Annotated in this window: 19 protein-coding genes; 15 read left to right on the top strand and 4 right to left on the bottom strand. The window is 39.2% G+C overall.

Features of this window, described 5'->3' with window-relative positions:
* The first annotated feature begins 11 nt into the window (after positions 1 to 11).
* From B9A58_RS19425 to B9A58_RS19415, 3 genes are read left to right on the top strand one after another with little or no spacing between them, the layout of a single operon-like run.
* A complete protein-coding gene (locus tag B9A58_RS19425; RefSeq protein WP_084374552.1) occupies positions 12 to 1,289 on the top strand; it encodes a sigma-54-dependent transcriptional regulator in 1,278 nt (425 codons plus the stop codon).
* Entirely contained in the window at positions 1,273 to 1,800 is a 528-nt protein-coding gene (gene lptE / locus B9A58_RS19420; RefSeq protein ID WP_084374551.1) for an LPS assembly lipoprotein LptE, read from the top strand. Before B9A58_RS19425 ends, lptE begins: the two co-directional genes overlap by 17 nt.
* A gap of 42 nt (positions 1,801 to 1,842) precedes the next feature.
* Positions 1,843 to 4,152: an MICOS complex subunit MIC60 gene (locus B9A58_RS19415; protein WP_139793989.1), complete on the top strand. Its 2,310-nt coding sequence runs from the start codon at positions 1,843 to 1,845 to the stop codon at positions 4,150 to 4,152.
* Positions 4,153 to 4,221: 69 nt separating this feature from the next.
* Here the strand turns inward: B9A58_RS19415 and B9A58_RS19410 are convergent, their stop codons facing one another.
* From B9A58_RS19410 to B9A58_RS19400, 3 genes are read right to left on the bottom strand one after another with little or no spacing between them, the layout of a single operon-like run.
* The gene (locus tag B9A58_RS19410) at positions 4,222 to 4,587 is read right to left on the bottom strand and encodes a hypothetical protein (protein ID WP_084374549.1); all 366 of its coding nucleotides are present in this window, start codon (positions 4,585 to 4,587) and stop codon (positions 4,222 to 4,224) included.
* A gap of 46 nt (positions 4,588 to 4,633) precedes the next feature.
* Entirely contained in the window at positions 4,634 to 5,770 is a 1,137-nt protein-coding gene (locus B9A58_RS19405; RefSeq protein ID WP_084374548.1) for a PP2C family protein-serine/threonine phosphatase, read from the bottom strand.
* Positions 5,763 to 6,131, bottom strand: a complete 369-nt coding sequence (locus B9A58_RS19400) for a hypothetical protein (protein WP_084374547.1) — start codon at positions 6,129 to 6,131, stop codon at positions 5,763 to 5,765. Before B9A58_RS19400 ends, B9A58_RS19405 begins: the two co-directional genes overlap by 8 nt.
* A gap of 386 nt (positions 6,132 to 6,517) precedes the next feature.
* Here B9A58_RS19400 and secG point away from each other — a divergent pair, with 386 nt between their 5' ends.
* The 6 genes from secG to B9A58_RS19370 all read left to right on the top strand — a co-directional run bounded on the left by secG (position 6,518) and on the right by B9A58_RS19370 (position 11,743).
* The gene (gene secG / locus B9A58_RS19395) at positions 6,518 to 6,901 is read left to right on the top strand and encodes a preprotein translocase subunit SecG (RefSeq protein ID WP_084374546.1); all 384 of its coding nucleotides are present in this window, start codon (positions 6,518 to 6,520) and stop codon (positions 6,899 to 6,901) included.
* Positions 6,902 to 7,130: 229 nt separating this feature from the next.
* Complete coding sequence (locus tag B9A58_RS19390) at positions 7,131 to 7,409, top strand: co-chaperone GroES (RefSeq protein WP_084374545.1); 279 nt, start codon at positions 7,131 to 7,133, stop codon at positions 7,407 to 7,409.
* A 45-nt stretch (positions 7,410 to 7,454) separates the two neighbouring features.
* Complete coding sequence (groL, locus tag B9A58_RS19385; protein ID WP_084374544.1) at positions 7,455 to 9,086, top strand: chaperonin GroEL; 1,632 nt, start codon at positions 7,455 to 7,457, stop codon at positions 9,084 to 9,086.
* Between the two features lie 130 nt (positions 9,087 to 9,216).
* Complete coding sequence (locus tag B9A58_RS19380) at positions 9,217 to 10,560, top strand: WD40 repeat domain-containing protein (protein WP_084374543.1); 1,344 nt, start codon at positions 9,217 to 9,219, stop codon at positions 10,558 to 10,560.
* Positions 10,561 to 10,718: 158 nt separating this feature from the next.
* Positions 10,719 to 11,255, top strand: coding sequence for a hypothetical protein (locus B9A58_RS19375; RefSeq protein ID WP_084374542.1), 537 nt, complete (start codon positions 10,719 to 10,721; stop codon positions 11,253 to 11,255).
* A gap of 92 nt (positions 11,256 to 11,347) precedes the next feature.
* Entirely contained in the window at positions 11,348 to 11,743 is a 396-nt protein-coding gene (locus tag B9A58_RS19370; RefSeq protein ID WP_084374541.1) for a DUF3127 domain-containing protein, read from the top strand.
* 39 nt (positions 11,744 to 11,782) lie between these two features.
* On the opposite strand, the gene B9A58_RS19365 is transcribed toward B9A58_RS19370, so the two are convergent.
* Positions 11,783 to 12,676 carry a sterol desaturase family protein gene (locus B9A58_RS19365; protein ID WP_084374540.1) on the bottom strand — a complete coding sequence of 298 codons (894 nt, stop codon included), beginning with the start codon at positions 12,674 to 12,676 and terminating at the stop codon, positions 11,783 to 11,785.
* Between the two features lie 308 nt (positions 12,677 to 12,984).
* On the opposite strand from B9A58_RS19365, the gene B9A58_RS19360 reads away from it, so the two are divergent.
* The 6 genes from B9A58_RS19360 (at position 12,985) to uvrB (ending at position 20,296) form a co-directional block, all read left to right on the top strand.
* On the top strand, positions 12,985 to 14,379 hold the full coding sequence (locus B9A58_RS19360) for a tetratricopeptide repeat protein (RefSeq protein WP_084374539.1): 1,395 nt from the start codon (positions 12,985 to 12,987) through the stop codon (positions 14,377 to 14,379).
* A 116-nt stretch (positions 14,380 to 14,495) separates the two neighbouring features.
* Positions 14,496 to 15,269 carry a phosphosulfolactate synthase gene (locus tag B9A58_RS19355; protein ID WP_084374538.1) on the top strand — a complete coding sequence of 258 codons (774 nt, stop codon included), beginning with the start codon at positions 14,496 to 14,498 and terminating at the stop codon, positions 15,267 to 15,269.
* 17 nt (positions 15,270 to 15,286) lie between these two features.
* Positions 15,287 to 16,240 carry a polyprenyl-phosphate transporter gene (locus B9A58_RS19350; RefSeq protein ID WP_084374537.1) on the top strand — a complete coding sequence of 318 codons (954 nt, stop codon included), beginning with the start codon at positions 15,287 to 15,289 and terminating at the stop codon, positions 16,238 to 16,240.
* On the top strand, positions 16,237 to 16,977 hold the full coding sequence (locus tag B9A58_RS19345; protein ID WP_084374536.1) for a shikimate dehydrogenase family protein: 741 nt from the start codon (positions 16,237 to 16,239) through the stop codon (positions 16,975 to 16,977). The genes B9A58_RS19350 and B9A58_RS19345 overlap by 4 nt, the downstream gene beginning before the upstream one ends.
* 52 nt (positions 16,978 to 17,029) lie before the next feature.
* Entirely contained in the window at positions 17,030 to 18,184 is a 1,155-nt protein-coding gene (locus tag B9A58_RS19340; protein WP_084374535.1) for an MFS transporter, read from the top strand.
* Between the two features lie 87 nt (positions 18,185 to 18,271).
* Positions 18,272 to 20,296, top strand: coding sequence for an excinuclease ABC subunit UvrB (gene uvrB, locus B9A58_RS19335; protein ID WP_084374534.1), 2,025 nt, complete (start codon positions 18,272 to 18,274; stop codon positions 20,294 to 20,296).
* Positions 20,297 to 20,380: the final 84 nt, after the last annotated feature.

The following is a 20,380-nucleotide window of genomic DNA, read 5'->3' as shown; positions in this document are numbered from 1 at the left end:
CCTAATCCCTAGTGAAAGAATCGGAAATTCAAACCATCAAACAACGCTTTGGTATTATTGGCAATTCACAATTGCTAAATCAGGCCATCAATGTAGCCGCACAAGTTGCCCCTACTGATATGAGCGTTCTTATTACTGGTGAAAGTGGTAGTGGTAAAGAGTCCTTTTCCAAAATAATCCATTCACTCAGTAAGAGAAAACATGGGCAATTCATTGCAATCAACTGTGGGGCAATTCCTGAAGGCACCATAGATTCCGAATTATTTGGACATGAAAAAGGCTCCTTTACAGGGGCACACGAGGCTCGAAAAGGATACTTCGAGGTCACTGATGGTGGCACCATCTTCTTGGATGAAATTGGTGAGATGCCAATGAGCACGCAAGCTAGACTTCTAAGAGTACTTGAGAATGGAGAATTTATTAAAGTAGGTTCTTCCAAGACTCAAAAGACTAATGTTCGCGTATTGGCTGCAACTAATGTCAACCTCATCACAGCAGTTGAAAACAATAAGTTTAGAGAAGACTTATACTATAGGCTAAACACTGTACCTATCTACGTGCCTGCGCTTAGAGAAAGAGGGGCTGATGTTGAACTCCTCTTTAGGAAATTTGCATACGATTTTGGTGAGCAATACCATGTAGATCCAATCAAACTGACTGATGGGGCAAAAGAGTCGTTGATGAGGTTCCGTTTCCCTGGAAACATTCGACAGCTAAAAAATCTGGCAGAGCAAATTTCTGTTCTGGAAATGAACAGGACACTGGATGAAGAGACGCTCAAAAAATATCTCCCCCAAAACACCAGCAACCTACCTGCCCTCCTAGACAAAAAAGCTCAGGGAGGCAACTCAAATGATGGGTTTACAGAAAGAGATATTCTCTACAAAATCCTTTTCGACATGAAGCAGGATATGAATGATCTCAAAAAATTAGTTCTTCAAAACGCAGGTGACAGTTCGGATCGAGCTGAAATTATGAAAGAACATAAAAAATTGTTCAGCAATATGGAATTGAAAGATGAGCAATTTGCAGAATTCAGTGAGGATCCTATCAACTCACCCGTAATTCTGAGTCAGGATGATTATCAGGATTTTGACGCAGATAAGGTTGAGGATATAGCCCATGAGACCGAACAAGACGATTCTTTATCAATCGAGAAAAAAGAAAAAGAGCTGATAATCCGAGCATTGAGAAAAAACAGAAATAAAAGAAAGTACGCGGCACAGGATTTAGGCATTTCTGAACGAACATTGTATAGAAAAATTAAGCACTATGAATTGGAAGACTAGCCTTTTAGTATTGATGTCTTTTGCCCTAATGAATACATCATGTGGAGTGTATTCCTTTACTGGAGCGTCCATTTCACCTAATATTGAGACTATTTCTATTCAGACCTTCTACAACAACTCTCCTTTAGGACCATCCAATATGAGCCCTCTTTTCACTGAAAAGATCAAAGATTATTACTTGAGAAACACAAGTTTAACTTTGGTAGATGGAGAAGGTGACCTCCAATTAGAAGGAAGTATAGACAACTATACCTTAACGCCAGTGGCTGTTTCGGCATCAGAAAGCGCAAGCCAAGTTGACCTTACTAGCTTAACTCGCATTACCATTTACGTTTCTGCCACATATACCAATCTAGAAGACGATCAATTTGATTTTGATCAAAGGTTCTCGTTCTTCAAAGATTTTGACCAAAACAGAGAGGATTTATCCGCAAATGAAGAGGAATTTGTAAATGAAATCTTCGACCAAATCATTCTTGATATTTTCAACTCTTCTGTTGCCAATTGGTAAATTTTGTTATCTTTAACGCTTACGCAAAACTAAGAGCCATCCTTGAATAAGCAAACATTTCTAGAGTTGATGAAGGCCCCTGAAAAGATTTCAGAGGCAGATTTTGTAGAACTGGAGACCCTAGTCAAAGCAAATCCTTATTTCCAAAACGGGCATTGCATTTTAGCCCATGCCAGCAGAGGATTAAAAAAGCCATCTTCGTCAAAGAAAATGAGCACAGCTGCCATCTATTCCACAAATAGGAACATCTTCAAACAATATATTCTGGGACAGGTCAAGTTCACAAAAACCCAATCAGTATCTGCGACAAAGGAAGTTGTTCCTAAAACAGTTGAAAAACCGAAAACCACTCCCTCACCAGTCAGTGCGCCCAGAAAAGCACCATCTCACAATACAGATGAAGAACAAAGTGCTTTGGTAAAAGAGATTTATGAGAATCTTGAAAAATGGAAAGCCAGCAGAGAGCATTACCTGGATTATGACAAAAAGCATCCTGAGGAGATTGTAATAGAAGACCCTCATGCGTCCAAAGAAGTACCTACCACAACTGAAGAAGCACCAAAAATATCTTCTGAAAAGCCGCCAGAAGCAAATGTAGTTTCTGATCCAGAAGTATCGGAAGAAACTAAAGTGAAAGAAGCTGAATCTTCAGATGAGCAAAGCGAAATAGATGAAGTACAGAAATTAAAAAATCAAGTAGCGGAAGAAATCGAGGCGGAAGAAAAAACGATTTCAAAGGCTCTTTCTGAAATTGCCGAAAAGAAAACAGAGGAAAAGCCAAAAATTGAAGAGAACAAAGAAGAAGACCTTAAAGTAAAACCTAAATCTGACACTTCTGGAATTTCATCTGATGAATTAACGGCGATTGTGGATGCCGAATCGTCAATGGAAGATGATGAATCTACTAGTGACGACAACAGCGCTGTAGAAGACATTGAAGAATCCATAACAACAGAGACCAGTACTACAGAGTCGGCAATAGTATCAAAGGATGAGATACAGGAAGTTGCTGATGAAGCAGAAGAAATAGTTCAGGAACCAGAGGCTGTTGAAACTAACAGTGAGCAGGAAGAAAAATCTAAAGAAGCAGAAGTAAGTGAAAAATCTGCAGATAAAGAAACTCAGGAAGTAGATATAGACCTTGCTATTTCTATTGACACATCATCTGACAAATCAACTGAAGAGACAGAGCAAGAACTTGACCAAATAGGCAAAGAAATACAAGAGCTCAAACTGACACCAGGAAGCTCTGCAACAGGCAAGAAATTCAGACTTGGCGTATTAAAAAGAGGTACAAAATTCACTAAAGAAAAAGTAAAAAAATCTACTAAAGGCCTCTCTACTAAAAAAATAGCTGCCAAGAAAAAAGAAGAACCTACTGCTGAGTCTACAGAAAAAACGGCCACCAAGAAGTCAGTTAAAAAAGAAACACCCACCAAGACAGAAGCTAAAAAGGAGACTACCAGCAAAAAAACCAGTACCAAAGAGACCAAAGTCACCACTACTAAAAAGGAGACTCCAGCTAAAAAATCTACTGCTGCAAAAAAGGCCACTCCTTCAAAAACAACTGATTCAGAAAAGAAAACCACAGCCAAGTCTGCAACTTCAAAAACAACTAAGAAGGCCACTGGAACTAAAGCAGATCCAAAAGCAAAAAAGGAATCCACCAAAAAAGAACCGGCCAAAAAGGCATCTCCTAAGTTTAGGATGTCAGCTACATTAGGTGCTAAAACCAAAAAGAAAACAAAAGATTTAGATGCCCCTGAAAAATCAGCATCTGAGAGTAAAAGCAAATCAAGTCAATCAAAAATTATTGACACTTTCTTAAAAGAAAACCCAACTATTAATGTAAACAAAAAAAATACTGACCCTGAGACAGATCTCTCATCTGAATCTGACACCTTCCCAGGTAATACAGCTACTGAAAATTTAACTCACATATTAGAAAAACAGGGAAAATTTGATTTGGCCATCTCTGTCTACGATAAACTTATTTTAAAACACCCTGAGAAAGAAAAAGAGTTTCAGAAAGAAATCGATAGAATCAAGTCTCAAAAAAGTAATGAAAAACAAGAGGACAATGACAAGCAAAATGCTTTACTTTCAGATTTCATAGAAGAAAACCCTACGATTCTTGTATCCAATTGGAAAGAGTTAGTTGAAGTTGTTGAAGAGTTTAGCAAGGATGTCAGCACTATGGCTGATGAGTTAATTACGGAGAGTATGGCTAATATCCACCTATATCTCAGCAACAATGAAAAAGCTATATCTATACTTGAGAGGCTTATATTAATCGTTCCAGCAAAAAAAGCTGATTATACCGCCCAAATAAAGAAAATAACAAAAAAATAGACACTTACAGTGTCCATTTTTTTGTTATTAATATGTACTCTCAATATAATACAAACGACCGTCGTCGTACTACAATGTAGACATCCCTTGCTTCAAGGTATTTCTCAATATGGCCAAATTAGCCTTATCTTTATGTGCTGCAAGGTAAATCATATATGATCCATCTTCGTTTAAATTGATCAAATGATACTGACTAGAAAGCGTAATCAAAATATCATCAATTGATTCCTTGAGCCCAAGTGCTTTTATTGCCTTGAGCTTAGCCTTAACCACCTCTACATTGTAAGCACTTGCTACATCAGGATCCAACGACCCATCAGAGTATGCTCCTAAAGTCATACCCGAAGCAACTTCTACCACAGAAACTGCCACTAATCCGTCTGTTCCTGATTTCACTGACTCGATAAAATCATTTACTGCATTGTTTTTTGCCATTACATTCTTCTTTAAATTAATTAATAATAATTCTCTGCTAGGCTGATTAAATTTCGAGAGCTAATACAGTAATATCACCTCTCTGTTTTGTGTTTCCTTTCCATTCGGAAAACTTATTCTCAAACAATGTCCCAGAAAAACTCCCATTCATGGACATAAACATTTTTCTAATTCCTGTATTACCAAGTTTACTTTTGCCTTCTTTGTCAGATTGATTGGTTAATCCATCTGTGTACAAAATCAACTTATCCCCTTTGTTGGCATATAGTTTTATACTTTCTAGCTTGGCATTAGATGCATCAGTATTTTGAGCTCCTTTAATTTTCAACAGATTGGAATTGTCATCTCCTTCAATATACAACACAGGTACGCCAGATGTAGCAATCTCGATCCTTCCAGTTTTTTTATCAAACTTGCACATAGCCATTTCAACACTCACCGAATAACTAGCATCATTTAAACTATTTGATTTTGCTAGATCCTCATATATAGATCTCAAAGAAGATACTGGATCGGCAACAGTAATTTGATCCAAAATGAGATGGACAGTCATTGTAGCCAACGCACCTTCCATACTATTTCCTTTGCAATCCGCTACTACAACAAATATGGATTCTTCAGTTTCCTTCAACCAATAAATATCACCACTCAATACATCCTCAGGGCTGTAATATGAAAAGTACTTATTAAAATAAACTCCCAGTACTGACAAGTCTGGTAAAATACTCTGCTGTAGTCGCTGCGTTGACATTAGCTTCTCTTCTATACCCTCCTTAGACTCTACTATCCTTTCCACCTTTGTTTCAGGCGGTGTTTGTATTTCAGCGTCTTCCAAGTCGAATAAAATTTTTTCTTTATTTATTTTTTTGACTACTGATTTCACTGTGGGGAATAGCTGTTTATCTGCTACAATTATTAGCCAATTCTCTGGGCTAATCTGATGAAAAGATAAAAAACCCTTACTGCCGTAATCGACGATTATATCTTCCTTTTCTATACTTTCTTCCCCTAACGAATTGATGCAATAGATTTCAAAAGCTTTTAGGTTTAGTTCTTCATTGATTTTATTCTCATACACAGCAACTCTCTTCCCGCTAGAATAGGCAGACACAAAACCAATTCGTTCAAATGAGCTTGCTAAATATGGTCCGATTTGAGATATTTTGACTAACGATTCAATCATCCTTGTTAAATAAGATTTGAGATAACTGAATTTTTATTTTAGCATAATTAATTTCCTCTGCTTCACTTATTGCCAAAATTATATGATGGGAATCCATGAATTTTATGAATCTACTTTCACTCCTAGTCTTTACATGGATTAGCTCTGGAATTTCTCTCTTATAGAACAGAGAATTGAATTGCGAATTAATATTTTTATAACCTTGGTTCCTCAGTATCACCTTCTCCATTTTTTTCATGATCTGAGATGAACCAAATTTCATTTCTACACGACCAGACTTGGTGTTAACGTAACAAATACCTGAACTCTTATTATCTCGTTCAAATTCCTTGAGTCCGTTTTGAAGTTCGATTTTATCCATAGTCACTACCTATTGCTTAAATGCATTTACAATACTTGCAAGAAGGTTATTTGAAACGAATTATGCGCAAGCCTACCTATGAGTATAGACTCCGTAATGCTCAGAATTGAACTCTGAACAGACATGGGTTTGCTTCATTAATTTATCTCATGAACACTAATACTGCTAAGAACGTGTTCTATTTTGCTTCTCTTTAGCAATCAATTTAAACTAATTGTCCAATTTTACGAAGTTTGTTGGATGAAAATGGCAGTTTTCTCGATTACATATTCAAAATATTCGTCGAATGATTTATCATATCTAGCATGACGTCTTTTATTAGTTTTTAATATTCTGAAAAATAGCTTTACTTTGCGTCTCAAATTGAAAAATTAAATAAGAAATAGATGTTTACTACGATTGTTGTATTAATTGTTTTTGTAGCTGTAGTGCTTGTATTGGTCGTATTGGCTCAAAACTCAAAGGGTGGTGGATTGACTAGCCAGTTTGGTGGATCAGGTACTTCTCAGCTTATGGGTGTTAAAAAAACTGGTGACTTGCTAGAAAAATTGACTTGGGGATTGGCTATTGCTTTGATCGGCTTGACGCTTTCTACTAAATTTTTAATCACCCAGTCTAGAGCCGGAGATGAATTTGCAAGTCCTAACATCGAAAGCGCTCAGGATAAAACAATCGCTCCTAACCTTGATTTAGGTGCAGAGGAAGGCGATGCCGAGGTGCTTGATGAAGTGCTAGAAGTTGAGGCAGCAGATACTGACAACGAAGAGTAATCTCGAATTACTTTAAAAATATTGAAGTCCTGATCAGAAATGTTCAGGACTTTTTTTATGGGCTACAGCAAGTGCAATCCTGTCAGAAAAACTTACCCTCTACCTTACTCCTGTCATCTTTCCTGCAAGTTTGACCGACTTTTTGACAGGTCTTTGGATTGGCATAAGAAATGCTAATAGGCAGACAGAAATTTCTTTATTTATAGAATCAAATAAAATATATAAGAACATGTCAAAAGTAAGCTTTAAACCAAACGAAGATAGAATTTTGGTTGAACCTGCTGCTGCAGAAGAAAAAACAGCTTCCGGTATTATCATTCCTGACACTGCCAAAGAAAAACCTCAAGAAGGAGTAGTTGTTGCTGTTGGCGAAGGCACTACTGATAAGCCAGTGACTGTAAAGGTTGGAGACAAAGTGCTTTACGGCAAATACTCTGGTACTGAGTTGTCTTTAGATGGTACTGAGTACCTTATCATGCGCAACTCTGACGTATTCGGAACGCTCTAATTTTCAATAAACAATTTTCATTTAGAATATTAAAGATCATTTAAAATGGCTAAAGACATATTTTTTAATTCAGACGCAAGAGACGGCCTTAAAAGAGGCGTTGACATGCTTGCTGACGCAGTAAAAGTTACCTTAGGACCAAAAGGTAGAAACGTAATCTTGGACAAAAAATTCGGTGCTCCTACCGTAACCAAAGATGGTGTTTCTGTAGCTAAAGAAATTGAATTGAGTGATGCCCTGGAAAACATGGGTGCTCAGTTGGTGAAAGAAGTTGCTTCTAAAACTGCTGATGATGCTGGTGACGGTACAACTACTGCCACTGTACTGACTCAAGCATTATTCGGAAACGGTTTCAAAAACGTAGCTGCAGGTGCCAACCCAATGGATCTCAAAAGAGGTATTGATAAAGCAGTAGCTACTGTAGTAGCTGACTTGAAGAAGCAATCAAAGGAGATCAAAGACAACAGTGAAGTGGCTCAGGTAGCTACAGTATCTGCCAACAATGACGCAGAAATCGGCAAAATGATTGCTGACGCGATGGACAAAGTGGGCAAAGACGGTGTAATCACTGTAGAAGAAGCCAAGGGTACTGAAACCGAAGTAAAAACTGTAGAAGGTATGCAGTTCGATAGAGGTTACCTTTCTCCATACTTCGTGACCAACACAGACAAAATGGAAGCTGAGATGGAAAATCCTTACATCTTGATCTACGACAAGAAGATCTCTACCATGAAGGAATTACTTCCAGTTTTGGAAGCAACTGCTCAGACTGGCAAGCCATTGGTCATCATCTCAGAAGATGTAGATGGCGAGGCATTAGCTACTTTGGTAGTAAACAAGATCAGAGGCTCTTTGAAAATCGCTGCTGTGAAAGCTCCAGGCTTTGGCGACAGAAGAAAAGCTATGCTGGAAGACATCGCGATCTTAACTGGCGGAACTGTGATCTCTGAAGAAAGAGGATACAAACTAGAGAACGCTACTTTGGAGTACTTAGGTACTGCTGAGAAAGTTAACATAGACAAAGACAATACAATTATTGTAAACGGTGCTGGCAAAAAAGAAGACATTGATGCCAGAGTAAACCAAATCAAGCAGCAAGTAGAAAATACTACTTCTGACTATGACAAAGAGAAGCTACAAGAGAGATTAGCAAAATTGTCTGGTGGGGTGGCTATCCTTTATATTGGAGCAGCTACTGAGGTAGAAATGAAAGAGAAGAAAGACAGAGTAGATGATGCGTTGCACGCAACTAGAGCTGCTGTACAAGAAGGTATCGTAGCTGGTGGTGGTGTTGCCTTGATTAGAGCAATTGCCTCATTAGACAATTTGACTCTAGAAAACGAAGATCAAAACACTGGTGTGAACATCGTAAGAATGGCCATTGAATCTCCTTTGAGAACTATCGTAGCTAACGCTGGTGGTGAAGGGTCTGTAGTCGTCAATGCTGTGAAAGACGGCAAAGGTGACTTCGGATACAACGCGGCGAATGACACATACGAGTCTATGTTCAAAGCAGGGATCATTGATCCTACTAAAGTGACTAGACTGGCACTCGAAAATGCTGCTTCTATTGCTTCATTGCTATTGACTAGTGATGCTGCCGTAGTAGACCAGCCAGAGCCAGAAGGCGCTCCTGCTATGCCTCCAATGGGTGGCGGCATGGGTGGCATGATGTAATCATGAAACCATAATCGAAAGATTATTTAGCCTATATGAAAGCCATTCCGATAAATTGGAATGGCTTTTTTATTACCCAGACCTGGAATAAATCAAACTGAATCACGTTATTAATTTCATATCTTTAACTATGAAATTTACTTTAACCTTACTCTTGACTCAATTCATTTTTTTAGTAGCCATTGCACAACCTGATAACGAGAGGCAATTGCAGCTAAAAATCGATTCTCTAAACGAATTGGTTGTTTCTCTTGAGACCACTGAACTCATTCAGTCCATGTCTCAGCGCTCGATTCTTACGCCACTGTATTTCAAGGATCGAAAATCTTTGACCGCCAGACAAGCCTATAATTTCTGGATAAAAAATAGTGCCAGTAAATTCATCTCCCACCTCAATGTTTATTCAGCATTGTACGATGCCAACAAGTATTACGAATATGATAGTGCTGAAAATACCTTCTACAATCACATTCTTGAGCACGATGAAATGGTCACCTCCATTGTATATGGTACCGAATCAAATATTTTTTACTCTGCCTCTTCTGATGGTAAAATTTTAAAGTGGGATGAAACTAAAATTGACCAGCAGCCCATACTGTTGTTTAGAGATCGATACCTCTATCGCTCAATTGACCTAAGTTCAGACGGACAATGGCTCCTGGCATTGACCAAAGAAAATGGAGTCCTAATCATCAGTACGCAAGACCAAAATCTAAACAAAAATGAAGTCAAATTCTCACACGTGAGTCAAGACACAGAAAATGCTCAAGCTGCCATTTTTCTACCTAATGAGCTGAATTACCTGACGGTAAACAAACAAGGCCATATCAAAATTAAAGGCTATGAACTGGACTCTGTCAAAGGAAAAACAGAATATGAGGTCAGAGCACTTGCTGTAGATGTTGAAAAAAGCGAAATCTATGCTGGCACAATCAAAGGGGTGGTTCAGGTATGGAACGAAAGGTTTGAAAATTCATATTTAGACATACCTGAGACTTTCGCCGTCAACGTGCTCGCCGTGAGTGCAGATCACAAACTGCTAGCCATTGGTAGAGAAAAGGGAGACGCCATCATTTGGCACCTAGAAGAAAAAAGAATCGTACGAATCATTTCAGGTCATCAGTCTGCCATTACAGCCATTGACTTCAGTCCTGATAACGAAAGAATACTGACAGCCAGTCGAGACGGAACAGTTAGAGTTTGGGACATATTTGATTCCAAGAAATTCCCCATAGTCCTTGATGATCACAACGACTGGGTAATGACTGCTTGCTTTGATCAATCTGGTGAAAAAATTATTACTGGTTCGAAAGACAAAACCATTAGAATTTTCAATTTAGATTTTGAGTGGATGGCTGACAGACTATGTAAATATATCACCCGAAATATGACTCCAGAGGAATGGCAGGATTACGTGGGCCACAATTTCCCATACGAAGAAACCTGTCCCAGTCCACTTAAACCCAATCGTTAGACATACCTCTGTCTATTTATTTGATCTTTGGATGCCTAATGAATTGTAATTTCAATATTGTATGATATCTTAGGATCAGAATTCCACACCTATCCTATCCCACCTGTATTTAAGTCAACCTACTGGTTCTATTATTAATCAGATTCAAATACAATACAATGAAAATCAAGGTGTCCCTTTTCTTACTCTTATTATTCGTTTCTATACTCAACAGTTCGTTTGCACAAGAAACAGATGGTATGACTCAAATCAACTACGAGAGTCTGCCTGATCCAGTAAAGGTCTCGTTGGGCGATGAAATCGAAAAGATGAGCTTGCAAGAATTCAGATTCAATTTTTACAAGGTAAATATGCAAGAACAATTCGCTATTACCTTTCTAAGACAGGGTGTAGACATTACAGCTTTAGAAGGATTAGAAACTATTATCTTTTTCAAAGATGGCCAGGTGATAGAAAAGAGATACAAATATTATGCGGAAGAAATTTTGGCATCAGCGCCATTGGATTTGATTATGGCTCTTCAAGAAAAAACAAAGGACATTGAATTGGATTATTTGTCCAAATATGTTCCCACTGACTCCCCTACAAGCTATCGAGCCATTTCTAAAGATTCAGTATATGTTTTTGATGAGGAAATGATTTTTCAGCAAGTAGTAAAACGAACAGCTGAAAATGAGAGAATGTCTTATGATTGATCCAATCTTGACTTCAAAATTTTCAGTACATCATTGAAGTTTCCCTTTTGAATTCACATCTTTGTGCCCCGTTCATTTAGAAAATATACACCATGGAAATCAAAGCAAAATTGCTAGAAAAATATGAGACTGCATCCTTCGGTGCCAGTGGCTTTAAAAAAAGAGAATTTGTTGTCGAATATGCTGAAAATCCGCAGTATCCAGAGTTCATCAAGTTCGAATTGATCCAAGATAAATGTGAGCAACTAGATGGCTTCAATATTGGCCAAGAATTAAATGTTGCTTTTAACCTTAAGGGCCGGAAATGGACTAACCCAAAGGGGGAGGTTGTTTATTTTAATTCCTTGCAAGCATGGAGAATCAGTGCAGCTAATGATGTAAGTGTAGCTCCTGCGCCAGGTCAATCTGACGAATCCAGCTCGAATCTTACAGAACCTGAATGGCTCAATGCTGATAATAGTGGCGAAGCGGATGACTTACCGTTTTAAAAAATTTTAAAAAAAAAGGCGCAGAAGAGAATTGATTGATCAGTTCTCTTTTTTTATACCAAAGCCTTTCAAATTTTGGCGAACAAAATCAGACGGGAAATTCTCATCATTCGGAAATCCCAACTCAATATCCTTCCCGTCTTTAGGGATGTAATTGGTTCCGAATAGGTAGTCCCAGACACTTAGGGACAATCCAAAATTGACTCCAAATTTTCTATCACCTGGCAAGTCCTTGGCATGGTGCCAAATGTGCATGGCTGGATTGTTGAAAATGTATTTGAGCGGGCCAATATTGACGTTGAAATTGGCATGGTTCCAGTGCCCAATTGCGATGGCAACAGCATGAACCAAAAAGAAATCAGAAAGACTGAAACCAATCAATGCCAGCGGGATATATTCGAGAGACTTATACACCACATTTTCCATCCAATGATACCTCAAGTGAGCTGCAAATCCCATTTGCTTTACACTATGATGTACCTTATGAAACTCCCACAACCAAGGTGACCAGTGCAGTAGCCTATGAATCGTCCACTCGATAAAATCCTTAACTACAAAAAGTAATAAAAGCTGAACCCATGCTGGAAGGTTCCCCACCTGAATAGCCATCAGGTTGGCGATACCAATCAACGCCAAAAAATCATTCAGCATCTCTACGGCCAAATGTGACAGCCCTGCAAATGCAACAATAGAAAAAAGGAAGAAATTGAAAAACATATAGAAAGCATCCAGCCAAAAGTCTTGTCTGAATTTCGGCTGCTCCTTTCTCCATGGGTTGATGAGCTCCAATCCAAAAAAAGTGAGTGAGATTATCATCAAAAAATAAAAGTAATTACCCCAGAGTCCGTCACTAGTACTAAAAGTGATCTGCCCCACAAACCAGTTGAAATAGCCCGTAGTGGCCTGCCAAAACAATTCAAAATAATCAGTCATAAGTGCTTCTTCACTTGCTAAGTTTTAATAAATAATATCAGGTTTAAATACTCAATATTCAAATCAGTCGATAGCCACAAGAAAAATATACATTGATTAATAAATGCATCTACTATTAGATATCTAACTGATAATCAAATCTATAAATTCTATTATATTAATAATTCCCTAGCCTTATAGCTTACATTGGCCAAACAAAAATCAAACTTAACGACTCTTTAGTTAAATCATAATTAGTATATTTCATTAATGATATTGGTGTGACAGATGAAGCATTCAGTATCTTTACAACCAAATGCTATTGGACAATGGAGGAGAATTTTAAGAAACGAAACGAGGAGAAGGAGCTTTTAAAAAAGTATGAGTCGTTTCGGGAAAATAAAGAGGCCTTTTATTTTACGTCGGATGAATATGAATCTATCATCCAAAATTACATAGACCAAAACAAACACCGTAAAGCACTTAAAGCTATCAACTCGGCCATCGAGCAGTATCCTTTTGCGGTTGAATTTATGGTACTCAAGGCTCAAACCTATTCTAATTTGCAAGAATATGGCATAGCCATAAACATACTGGAAAAGGCAGGCAATTTACACCCTGGAGACTCAGATATATTTCTCATTAAGGGTAATATTCAAATCCTGAACGGTGACATTGATGAAGCTTTAACCAGTTTTGAAAAAGCTTTGGAATCATCTGAAGACAAAGATGAAATTTTTTATAGTATTGGATTGGCCTATCAGAACAGAGGGGATTACAAAGAAGCCATTACTTTCTTCAAAAAATCATTGGAAGAAAATCTAAACAATGAAAATGCCCTCTATGAGCTGGCTTATTGCTTGGACGTAACTGGTGAATTGGAAACCAGCATTTCTTATTACAAAGAATTTATAGATAAAGACCCCTACTCTGAATACGCCTGGTTCAACTTGGGTATCGTCTACAACAAACTAGAAAAATACGAAGACTCAATCAATGCGTACGAGTACTGTCTAGCCATAGATGAAAAGTATAGTTCAGCCTACTTCAACATGGGCAATTCACTCATGATGCTAAAGAAGTATGAGCAAGGTTTGAACGCATTCAAAACCACTTTAGAACTTGAAGGCCCTACGCCAGAAATCTATTTCAGCATTGGATCTGTGTATGAACAAATGGAGCAATATGATTTAGCCATTAGATACTACAGAAAATCCACTAAACTCGATCAGTTTTATGATGAGGCCTGGTACTGCACAGGCGTGTGTCTCGGACATCAAAACAAATGGTATGAAGCGGTTCATTTCTTTAATAAAGCACTCAAATTGAGTGTAGAAAATGCCGAATACTGGATGGCCTTGGCAGAGGCAGAATACAAAGTAGGTAATGTGATATCAAGTGTAGATGCCTACGACGAAGTAAGCCAATTGGATCCTGGAAATGTGGATGTTTGGAAAAAGTGGTCTTTCATTTATCATGAGCAAGGTGATCATGAACAAGCAATGAATATCATTCATGACGGCCTAGAGGAATTGCCAGACGAAGCCGAACTATTTTACCAAGCCGTTATTTATTTGATAGAAAAAGGCCACTACAAATTGGCTTTTACCTATTTAGAAAAAGGGTTGTTTCTAAACTATGATGGACACACCATCCTATATGATCATTTTCCTAAATTGGAAACTCAAAAGGCCCTGTACAAAATCATTCAGCAGTACAAATAAGACATTCGTCACTTACCCCAAATCAATCATCAAAACCCTTTGCAAATAGGGCTATTATCAATTTATTTGCAGGTTGAAAAAATCGACCAGCTAGATTTTCGTATTGAATACTTAGAATGAATTATACCCTTAAGAATATACCTGAAAGAACGGTAAAACCACGTGACAAAGGATTCACGATGGTGATGGACAAAGGATTAAGTGTCCGTCAGGCAGAAGACTTGGTTGAGACCTGTGGAGATTATATAGACATCATAAAGTTGGGTTGGGCTACTTCCTATGCCACTAACAACCTGCAAAAAAAATTAGACTTTTATAAATCTGTTGGGATTCCTGTTTATTTAGGAGGCACTCTTTTTGAAGCCTTTATCATTAGGGATCAATTTGACGACTATAGAAGAGTGCTTGAAAAATATGACATTCAACACGCAGAAGTATCAGATGGTTCTATCACACTCGACCATTCCAAAAAATGCGAATACATTAGCACATTGGCCAAGGAAGTTACTGTTCTTTCCGAAGTAGGATCAAAGGATGCAGCTGAAATCATTCCGCCCTATCAGTGGATTGAACTTATGCAAAAAGAGCTTGATGCTGGTGCATGGAAAGTAATTGGAGAAGCTCGCGAAGGTGGGAACGTTGGTTTGTTTAGATCTGATGGTGAAGTAAGATCTGGCCTTGTTCAGGAAATTTTGACCAAAATCCCAATGGAAAAAGTCATCTGGGAAGCACCACAAAAATCCCAACAGGTGTACTTTATCAAGCTACTGGGTTCAAATGTGAACCTGGGAAATATAGCTCCTGCAGAAGTAATCCCTCTAGAAACACTTAGACTTGGCTTGAGAGGTGACACTTTTGACTACTTTCTAAACGGTGACGCGAAACTATAAGCGACCCAAACCACCTTATGCGCACATTTAAAGATTATTTCCTACTGTTTCTCAAAGGCATGGGCATGGGAAGTGCTGATGTGGTGCCTGGAGTTTCCGGAGGAACCATTGCCTTTATTACTGGAATTTATGAAGAGCTACTGAATTCGATCAATTCCTTTGATGCAGAAGCTTTCAAGCTATTGTTTTCATTTAAGATCAAGGAGTTTTGGTCCAAAATCAACGGAGCATTCCTATTTCCGCTTGTTACTGGGATTTTGCTCAGCGCACTCACCCTGGCTAAGATCATTACATTTCTGCTAGACAAACACCCCATTCAGATTTGGTCCTTTTTCTTTGGATTGATAATTATATCATCCATTTCAGTAGCGAAAGAGATCTCTAAGTGGAATATCTACACGGTATTGTCATGTCTTTTTGGAGTGGCCATAGCCTACGTAATTACGATAGTAACTCCATCTACCACTCCAAATGAACTTTGGTTTGTATTTATCTGTGGTGCCATAGCCATCTGCGCTATGATATTACCAGGCATATCAGGAAGTTTTATTTTGCTGATTTTAGGGAAATATGCCTATGTGATGTCAATTTTAAAGAATTTTGAGATCCTACCTATTGCTGTTTTTGGCACAGGCTGCGTGATTGGGCTTTTCACCTTTTCCAGGTTGATTGCCTGGTTTCTAAAAAAATTCCACAATTATGCCATTGCCTTATTGGCTGGGTTTATGATTGGTTCTCTCAATAAAATATGGCCTTGGAAAAAAGCTGAGCTTTTCCGGTTCAACTCACAAGGCGAGCAAGTCCCGATCTTTGAAAGAAACCTGCTCCCAACAGATTATATGACTGAAACTGGTCAATCTCCTATGATCATTCAGGCCATTCTTTTCATGGCGCTCGGCTTTATGATGGTTGTCATTATGGAAAAAATCGCTTTCGCTATAAAAAAAGCCAGGCAAAAAAGTGACTCATGAGACAATTTGGACTTATCGGCAAGACTCTGAAACACTCTTTTTCTAAAAATTACTTTTCAGAAAAATTTAATAAAGAAGGTATACAAAATAGTGAATATGAGTTGTTTGAATTGGATGCCATAGCTGAATTTCAGAATCTGGTAGATCATTATTCAGATACACTGGCTGGGCTCAACGTGACCATTCCATACAAAAAGGAGGTGATGGATTTCTTGGATGAATTGGATGATAATGCGGCTGAAATTGGCGCAGTAAATACCATCAAAGTTTTGGAAGACGGTAGGCTCAAAGGATACAATACAGATTACTTGGGTTTTATCAATTCGTTGCAAGAGGGCTGGGACTTGTCAAACAAAAAAGCGCTGGTACTAGGTACTGGAGGAGCATCAGAAGCCATTAAAAAAGCATTGAAAGATTTAGCCATCCCGTTCCAGTCCGTATCCAGAAAGGCTTCAGAAGCTAGCATTAGTTACGACGAAGTAAATACTGGTGATTGGGTTCAAAAGCATCAATTGATCATAAACACAACTCCACTGGGTACTTATCCAGAGGTCGACACCAAGCCATTACTCCCCTACAACCTATTATCTGACCAGCATCTACTATTTGATCTGGTTTACAATCCAGCAATCACAGCATTTCTCCAAGAGGGACTAGATGCTGGAGCTAAAATTAAGAATGGACATACCATGCTTATAGGGCAAGCAGAAGCCTCTTGGAAAATCTGGAATGATTAGCCATCTTTCTCCTCTGGCACACGTATCTCCTACCTTGACTTAATTATTTTTCATGCTATCACTTCCAAAAAATGTCTGGGTACTGGCTCTGGGTTTGGCGCTCATGATGTCTGCCAGTTCGCTTGTAGTTTTTGTTGGTGGATTGGTGGGCAATACCCTTGCTCCTTCCCCCAATCTGGCCACTTTGCCAGTTGCTGCCATTATTGTGGGTACGGCATTCGCTACGATACCTGTAGCACTGCTCATGAGAAAATTAGGGAGAAAAAAGACCTTTTTGTCCATCATAGCATACTCTGTTTTTATTTCCCTGCTAGCAGCTTACAGCATTCATATCCAATCCTTCTATTTGTTCTGTACCAGCCTGGCTCTTTTTGGTGTTTCAACTGCTTCGCTGAATCAATTTCGATTTGCCGCCATGGAAAGTGTAAACCCTGAGCAGATTCCAGATGCTGCTTCCACTGTGCTTTTAGGGGGTATTGTTGCGGCATTTGTAGGCCCTGAGATTGCCGTCAAGGGCAGAAACTTGTTCGAATACCCCTTTACTGGGTCGTTCGTTCTACTAGCTGTTCTATTTGTTTTGGGCTTTGCGATCATTTCCTTTTTTCAAAATGTAAAACCTACTACTCAGAAACAAGCTGTTCAAGGACGCCCTCTTTCAGTTATCATCAAACAGCCCATTTTTTGGACAGCTGTGCTTTGCGCTATGATGGGATATGCTGTGATGAGTTTCATTATGACGGCCACCCCAGTGAGCATGCATGTCATGGATGGGCATTCGCTTGAGGATACCAAATGGGTCATTCAAAGTCATATTGTAGCCATGTTTTTACCAAGTTTGATCACGGCATGGATTATCAAAAAAATTGGAATTAAATCTATGATGCTCATAGGCATTCTGGCATTTGCCATCTGCTTAGGCATCGCCTATTCTGGACATCACGTAGGACACTATTGGGGTTCGCTCGTACTTCTGGGCATTGGCTGGAATTTTCTATTCATAGGAGGCACCACCCTGCTGCCGCAAGCTTACACAGACCATGAACGTTTCAAAGTGCAGGCATTGAACGAATTCATGATCTTTGGTACACAAGCTACAGCCGCCTTGTCTGCAGGGTTTGTTGTGCATGCACTGGGATGGGAGACTATGTTGCTCACGACGATTCCACTATTATTAATCCCTCTGGTTGCCATTCTCAAGTCAAAATAACTAAAACACATATTCATCTATTCTTAATTATTGAATAGTGCCACTTTTGATTTGTTCATCCGTATAGACTAGTCGATATTTACGCCTATGGATTTCAAACTCACTTCAGAATACGTCCCTACTGGAGACCAACCTCAAGCCATTGCCGAACTCACTGAAGGACTGAATAATGGAGAGCCATCTCAAGTCCTACTTGGTGTCACGGGGTCAGGGAAAACCTTCACCATGGCCAACGTGATTGCCGATACCAATAGGCCTGCTTTGGTACTCTGTCACAACAAAACTTTGGCCGCTCAACTATATGGTGAGCTGAAGCAGTTCTTCCCTGAGAATGCAGTGGAGTACTTTATTAGTTACTATGATTACTACCAGCCAGAAGCCTTCTTGCCGACTACAGGACTGTACATTGAGAAAGACTTAAGTATCAATGAAGAAATCGAAAAACTGCGTTTGGCAGCAACTTCCTCCCTACTGACTGGCCGAAGGGACGTTATAGTAGTCGCATCCGTTTCTTGCATTTACGGTATTGGTAATCCAGAAGAGTTTGGTAAGAATATCGTCACGTTGGAAGTGGGTCAGCAAATCACCAGAAACCAGTTGCTCTTCAAGTTTGTGGATATCCTCTATAGCAGAACAGAAGCTGATTTCAAACGAGGCAACTTCCGAGTCAAAGGAGATACTGTAGACATCTTCATTGCCTATGGTGACTTTGCTTATAGAATCATCTTCTGGGGAGATGAAATAGAAACCATTCAGCGCATTGATCCCTATACAGGTAAAAAGTTATCAGACGAAAAGATCGTAACTATCTTCCCTGCCAATCTGTTCGTGACAGGCAAGGACTTACTTCACCAGGCCATCAATCAGATTCAGGATGACATGGTGCTTCAAGTGCAATATTTTGAAGAAGAACGAAGATTTTTGGAAGCAAAGAGGCTAAAAGAACGTACTGAATTCGACATAGAGATGATGAGAGAATTAGGCTATTGTTCTGGCGTAGAAAACTACTCTCGCTATTTCGACAGAAGAGAAAAAGGGGCACGCCCCTTCTGTTTATTAGACTATTTCCCAGACGACTTTCTGATGATCATTGACGAAAGTCACGTGACCCTTCCACAGGTACGTGCCATGTGGGGAGGTGACAGAGCTCGAAAAGTAAATCTGGTAGATCACGGATTCAGGCTACCCTCCGCGATGGACAATCGTCCACTCACCTTTGATGAGTTTGAAGGCATGGTAGGCCAAAGCGTTTATGTGAGCGCAACGCCCGGTGACTACGAACTCAGAAAGTCTGAAGGTGTGGTGGTAGAACAGGTCATTCGACCAACCGGACTTCTTGATCCAATTATTGAGGTTCGGCCAAGTCTCAATCAGATAGATGATCTGATGGATGAAATCGAAGAAAGAGTCCAATTAGATGAAAGAGTTTTGGTGACTACACTAACCAAAAGGATGGCAGAAGAACTCTCCAAATATCTCATCAATGCGGGAGTAAAGACCAGATACATTCACTCTGAAGTGGATACGCTCGATCGCGTGGAAATTCTTAGAGAATTACGTTTGGGAGTCTTTGATGTATTGGTCGGTGTAAATCTACTGAGAGAAGGATTGGATTTACCAGAGGTATCTTTAGTGGCGATCATTGATGCAGATAAGGAAGGATTCTTGAGAAACGAAAGATCTCTGGTGCAAACCATAGGTCGTGCCGCAAGAAATGAAAAAGGCATGGTGATCATGTATGCGGACAAAGTCACTGGCTCCATGCAAATGGCGATAGATGAAACCAACAGAAGGCGTGCCATCCAGATGGAATACAATACCAAACATGGCATTACCCCAACCACAGTGAAAAAGTCTAAAGAATCCATCATGGGCCAAACCTCCGTGGCCGACTCCAAGAAACAAACGACTCCAAAGCCGTACATAGAAAGTGAAGAAACGAACATTGCTGCAGATCCTGTAGTAGCCTACATGGACAAAGCAGGTATCGAGAAGATGATCGAAAAGACCAAAAAATCCATGGAAAAAGCTGCCAAGGATTTGGACTTCATGGAAGCGGCCAGATTGAGAGATGAGATGTTGGCTTTGGAAAAGCTCAGCGCTGAAAAGTAACTTATCTTTTATACTTTCTACTTCTTTCATGCCAGAGAGACAAATGCACGGTGTTTTGATCTTTCCCTGAAAAATCCTAACATT

This window comes from Reichenbachiella faecimaris, from assembly GCF_900176375.1.
GTDB lineage: Bacteria > Bacteroidota > Bacteroidia > Cytophagales > Cyclobacteriaceae > Reichenbachiella > Reichenbachiella faecimaris.
This window is presented reverse-complemented; position numbering and strand designations above follow the sequence as displayed.

Excerpts from the sequence above, each read along its gene's own strand:
- lptE (WP_084374551.1), top strand. The coding sequence starts at position 1,273 with ATGAATTGGAAGACTAGCCTTTTAGTATTGATGTCTTTTGCCCTAATG.
- B9A58_RS19405 (WP_084374548.1), bottom strand. The coding sequence starts at position 5,770 with ATGATTGAATCGTTAGTCAAAATATCTCAAATCGGACCATATTTAGCA.
- secG (WP_084374546.1), top strand. The coding sequence starts at position 6,518 with ATGTTTACTACGATTGTTGTATTAATTGTTTTTGTAGCTGTAGTGCTT.
- B9A58_RS19365 (WP_084374540.1), bottom strand. The coding sequence starts at position 12,676 with ATGACTGATTATTTTGAATTGTTTTGGCAGGCCACTACGGGCTATTTC.
- B9A58_RS19375 (WP_084374542.1), top strand. The coding sequence starts at position 10,719 with ATGAAAATCAAGGTGTCCCTTTTCTTACTCTTATTATTCGTTTCTATA.
- B9A58_RS19390 (WP_084374545.1), top strand. The coding sequence starts at position 7,131 with ATGTCAAAAGTAAGCTTTAAACCAAACGAAGATAGAATTTTGGTTGAA.
- B9A58_RS19340 (WP_084374535.1), top strand. The coding sequence starts at position 17,030 with ATGCTATCACTTCCAAAAAATGTCTGGGTACTGGCTCTGGGTTTGGCG.
- B9A58_RS19400 (WP_084374547.1), bottom strand. The coding sequence starts at position 6,131 with ATGGATAAAATCGAACTTCAAAACGGACTCAAGGAATTTGAACGAGAT.
- B9A58_RS19410 (WP_084374549.1), bottom strand. The coding sequence starts at position 4,587 with ATGGCAAAAAACAATGCAGTAAATGATTTTATCGAGTCAGTGAAATCA.
- B9A58_RS19360 (WP_084374539.1), top strand. The coding sequence starts at position 12,985 with ATGGAGGAGAATTTTAAGAAACGAAACGAGGAGAAGGAGCTTTTAAAA.
- B9A58_RS19370 (WP_084374541.1), top strand. The coding sequence starts at position 11,348 with ATGGAAATCAAAGCAAAATTGCTAGAAAAATATGAGACTGCATCCTTC.
- B9A58_RS19345 (WP_084374536.1), top strand. The coding sequence starts at position 16,237 with ATGAGACAATTTGGACTTATCGGCAAGACTCTGAAACACTCTTTTTCT.
- uvrB (WP_084374534.1), top strand. The coding sequence starts at position 18,272 with ATGGATTTCAAACTCACTTCAGAATACGTCCCTACTGGAGACCAACCT.
- groL (WP_084374544.1), top strand. The coding sequence starts at position 7,455 with ATGGCTAAAGACATATTTTTTAATTCAGACGCAAGAGACGGCCTTAAA.
- B9A58_RS19350 (WP_084374537.1), top strand. The coding sequence starts at position 15,287 with ATGCGCACATTTAAAGATTATTTCCTACTGTTTCTCAAAGGCATGGGC.
- B9A58_RS19355 (WP_084374538.1), top strand. The coding sequence starts at position 14,496 with ATGAATTATACCCTTAAGAATATACCTGAAAGAACGGTAAAACCACGT.
- B9A58_RS19380 (WP_084374543.1), top strand. The coding sequence starts at position 9,217 with ATGAAATTTACTTTAACCTTACTCTTGACTCAATTCATTTTTTTAGTA.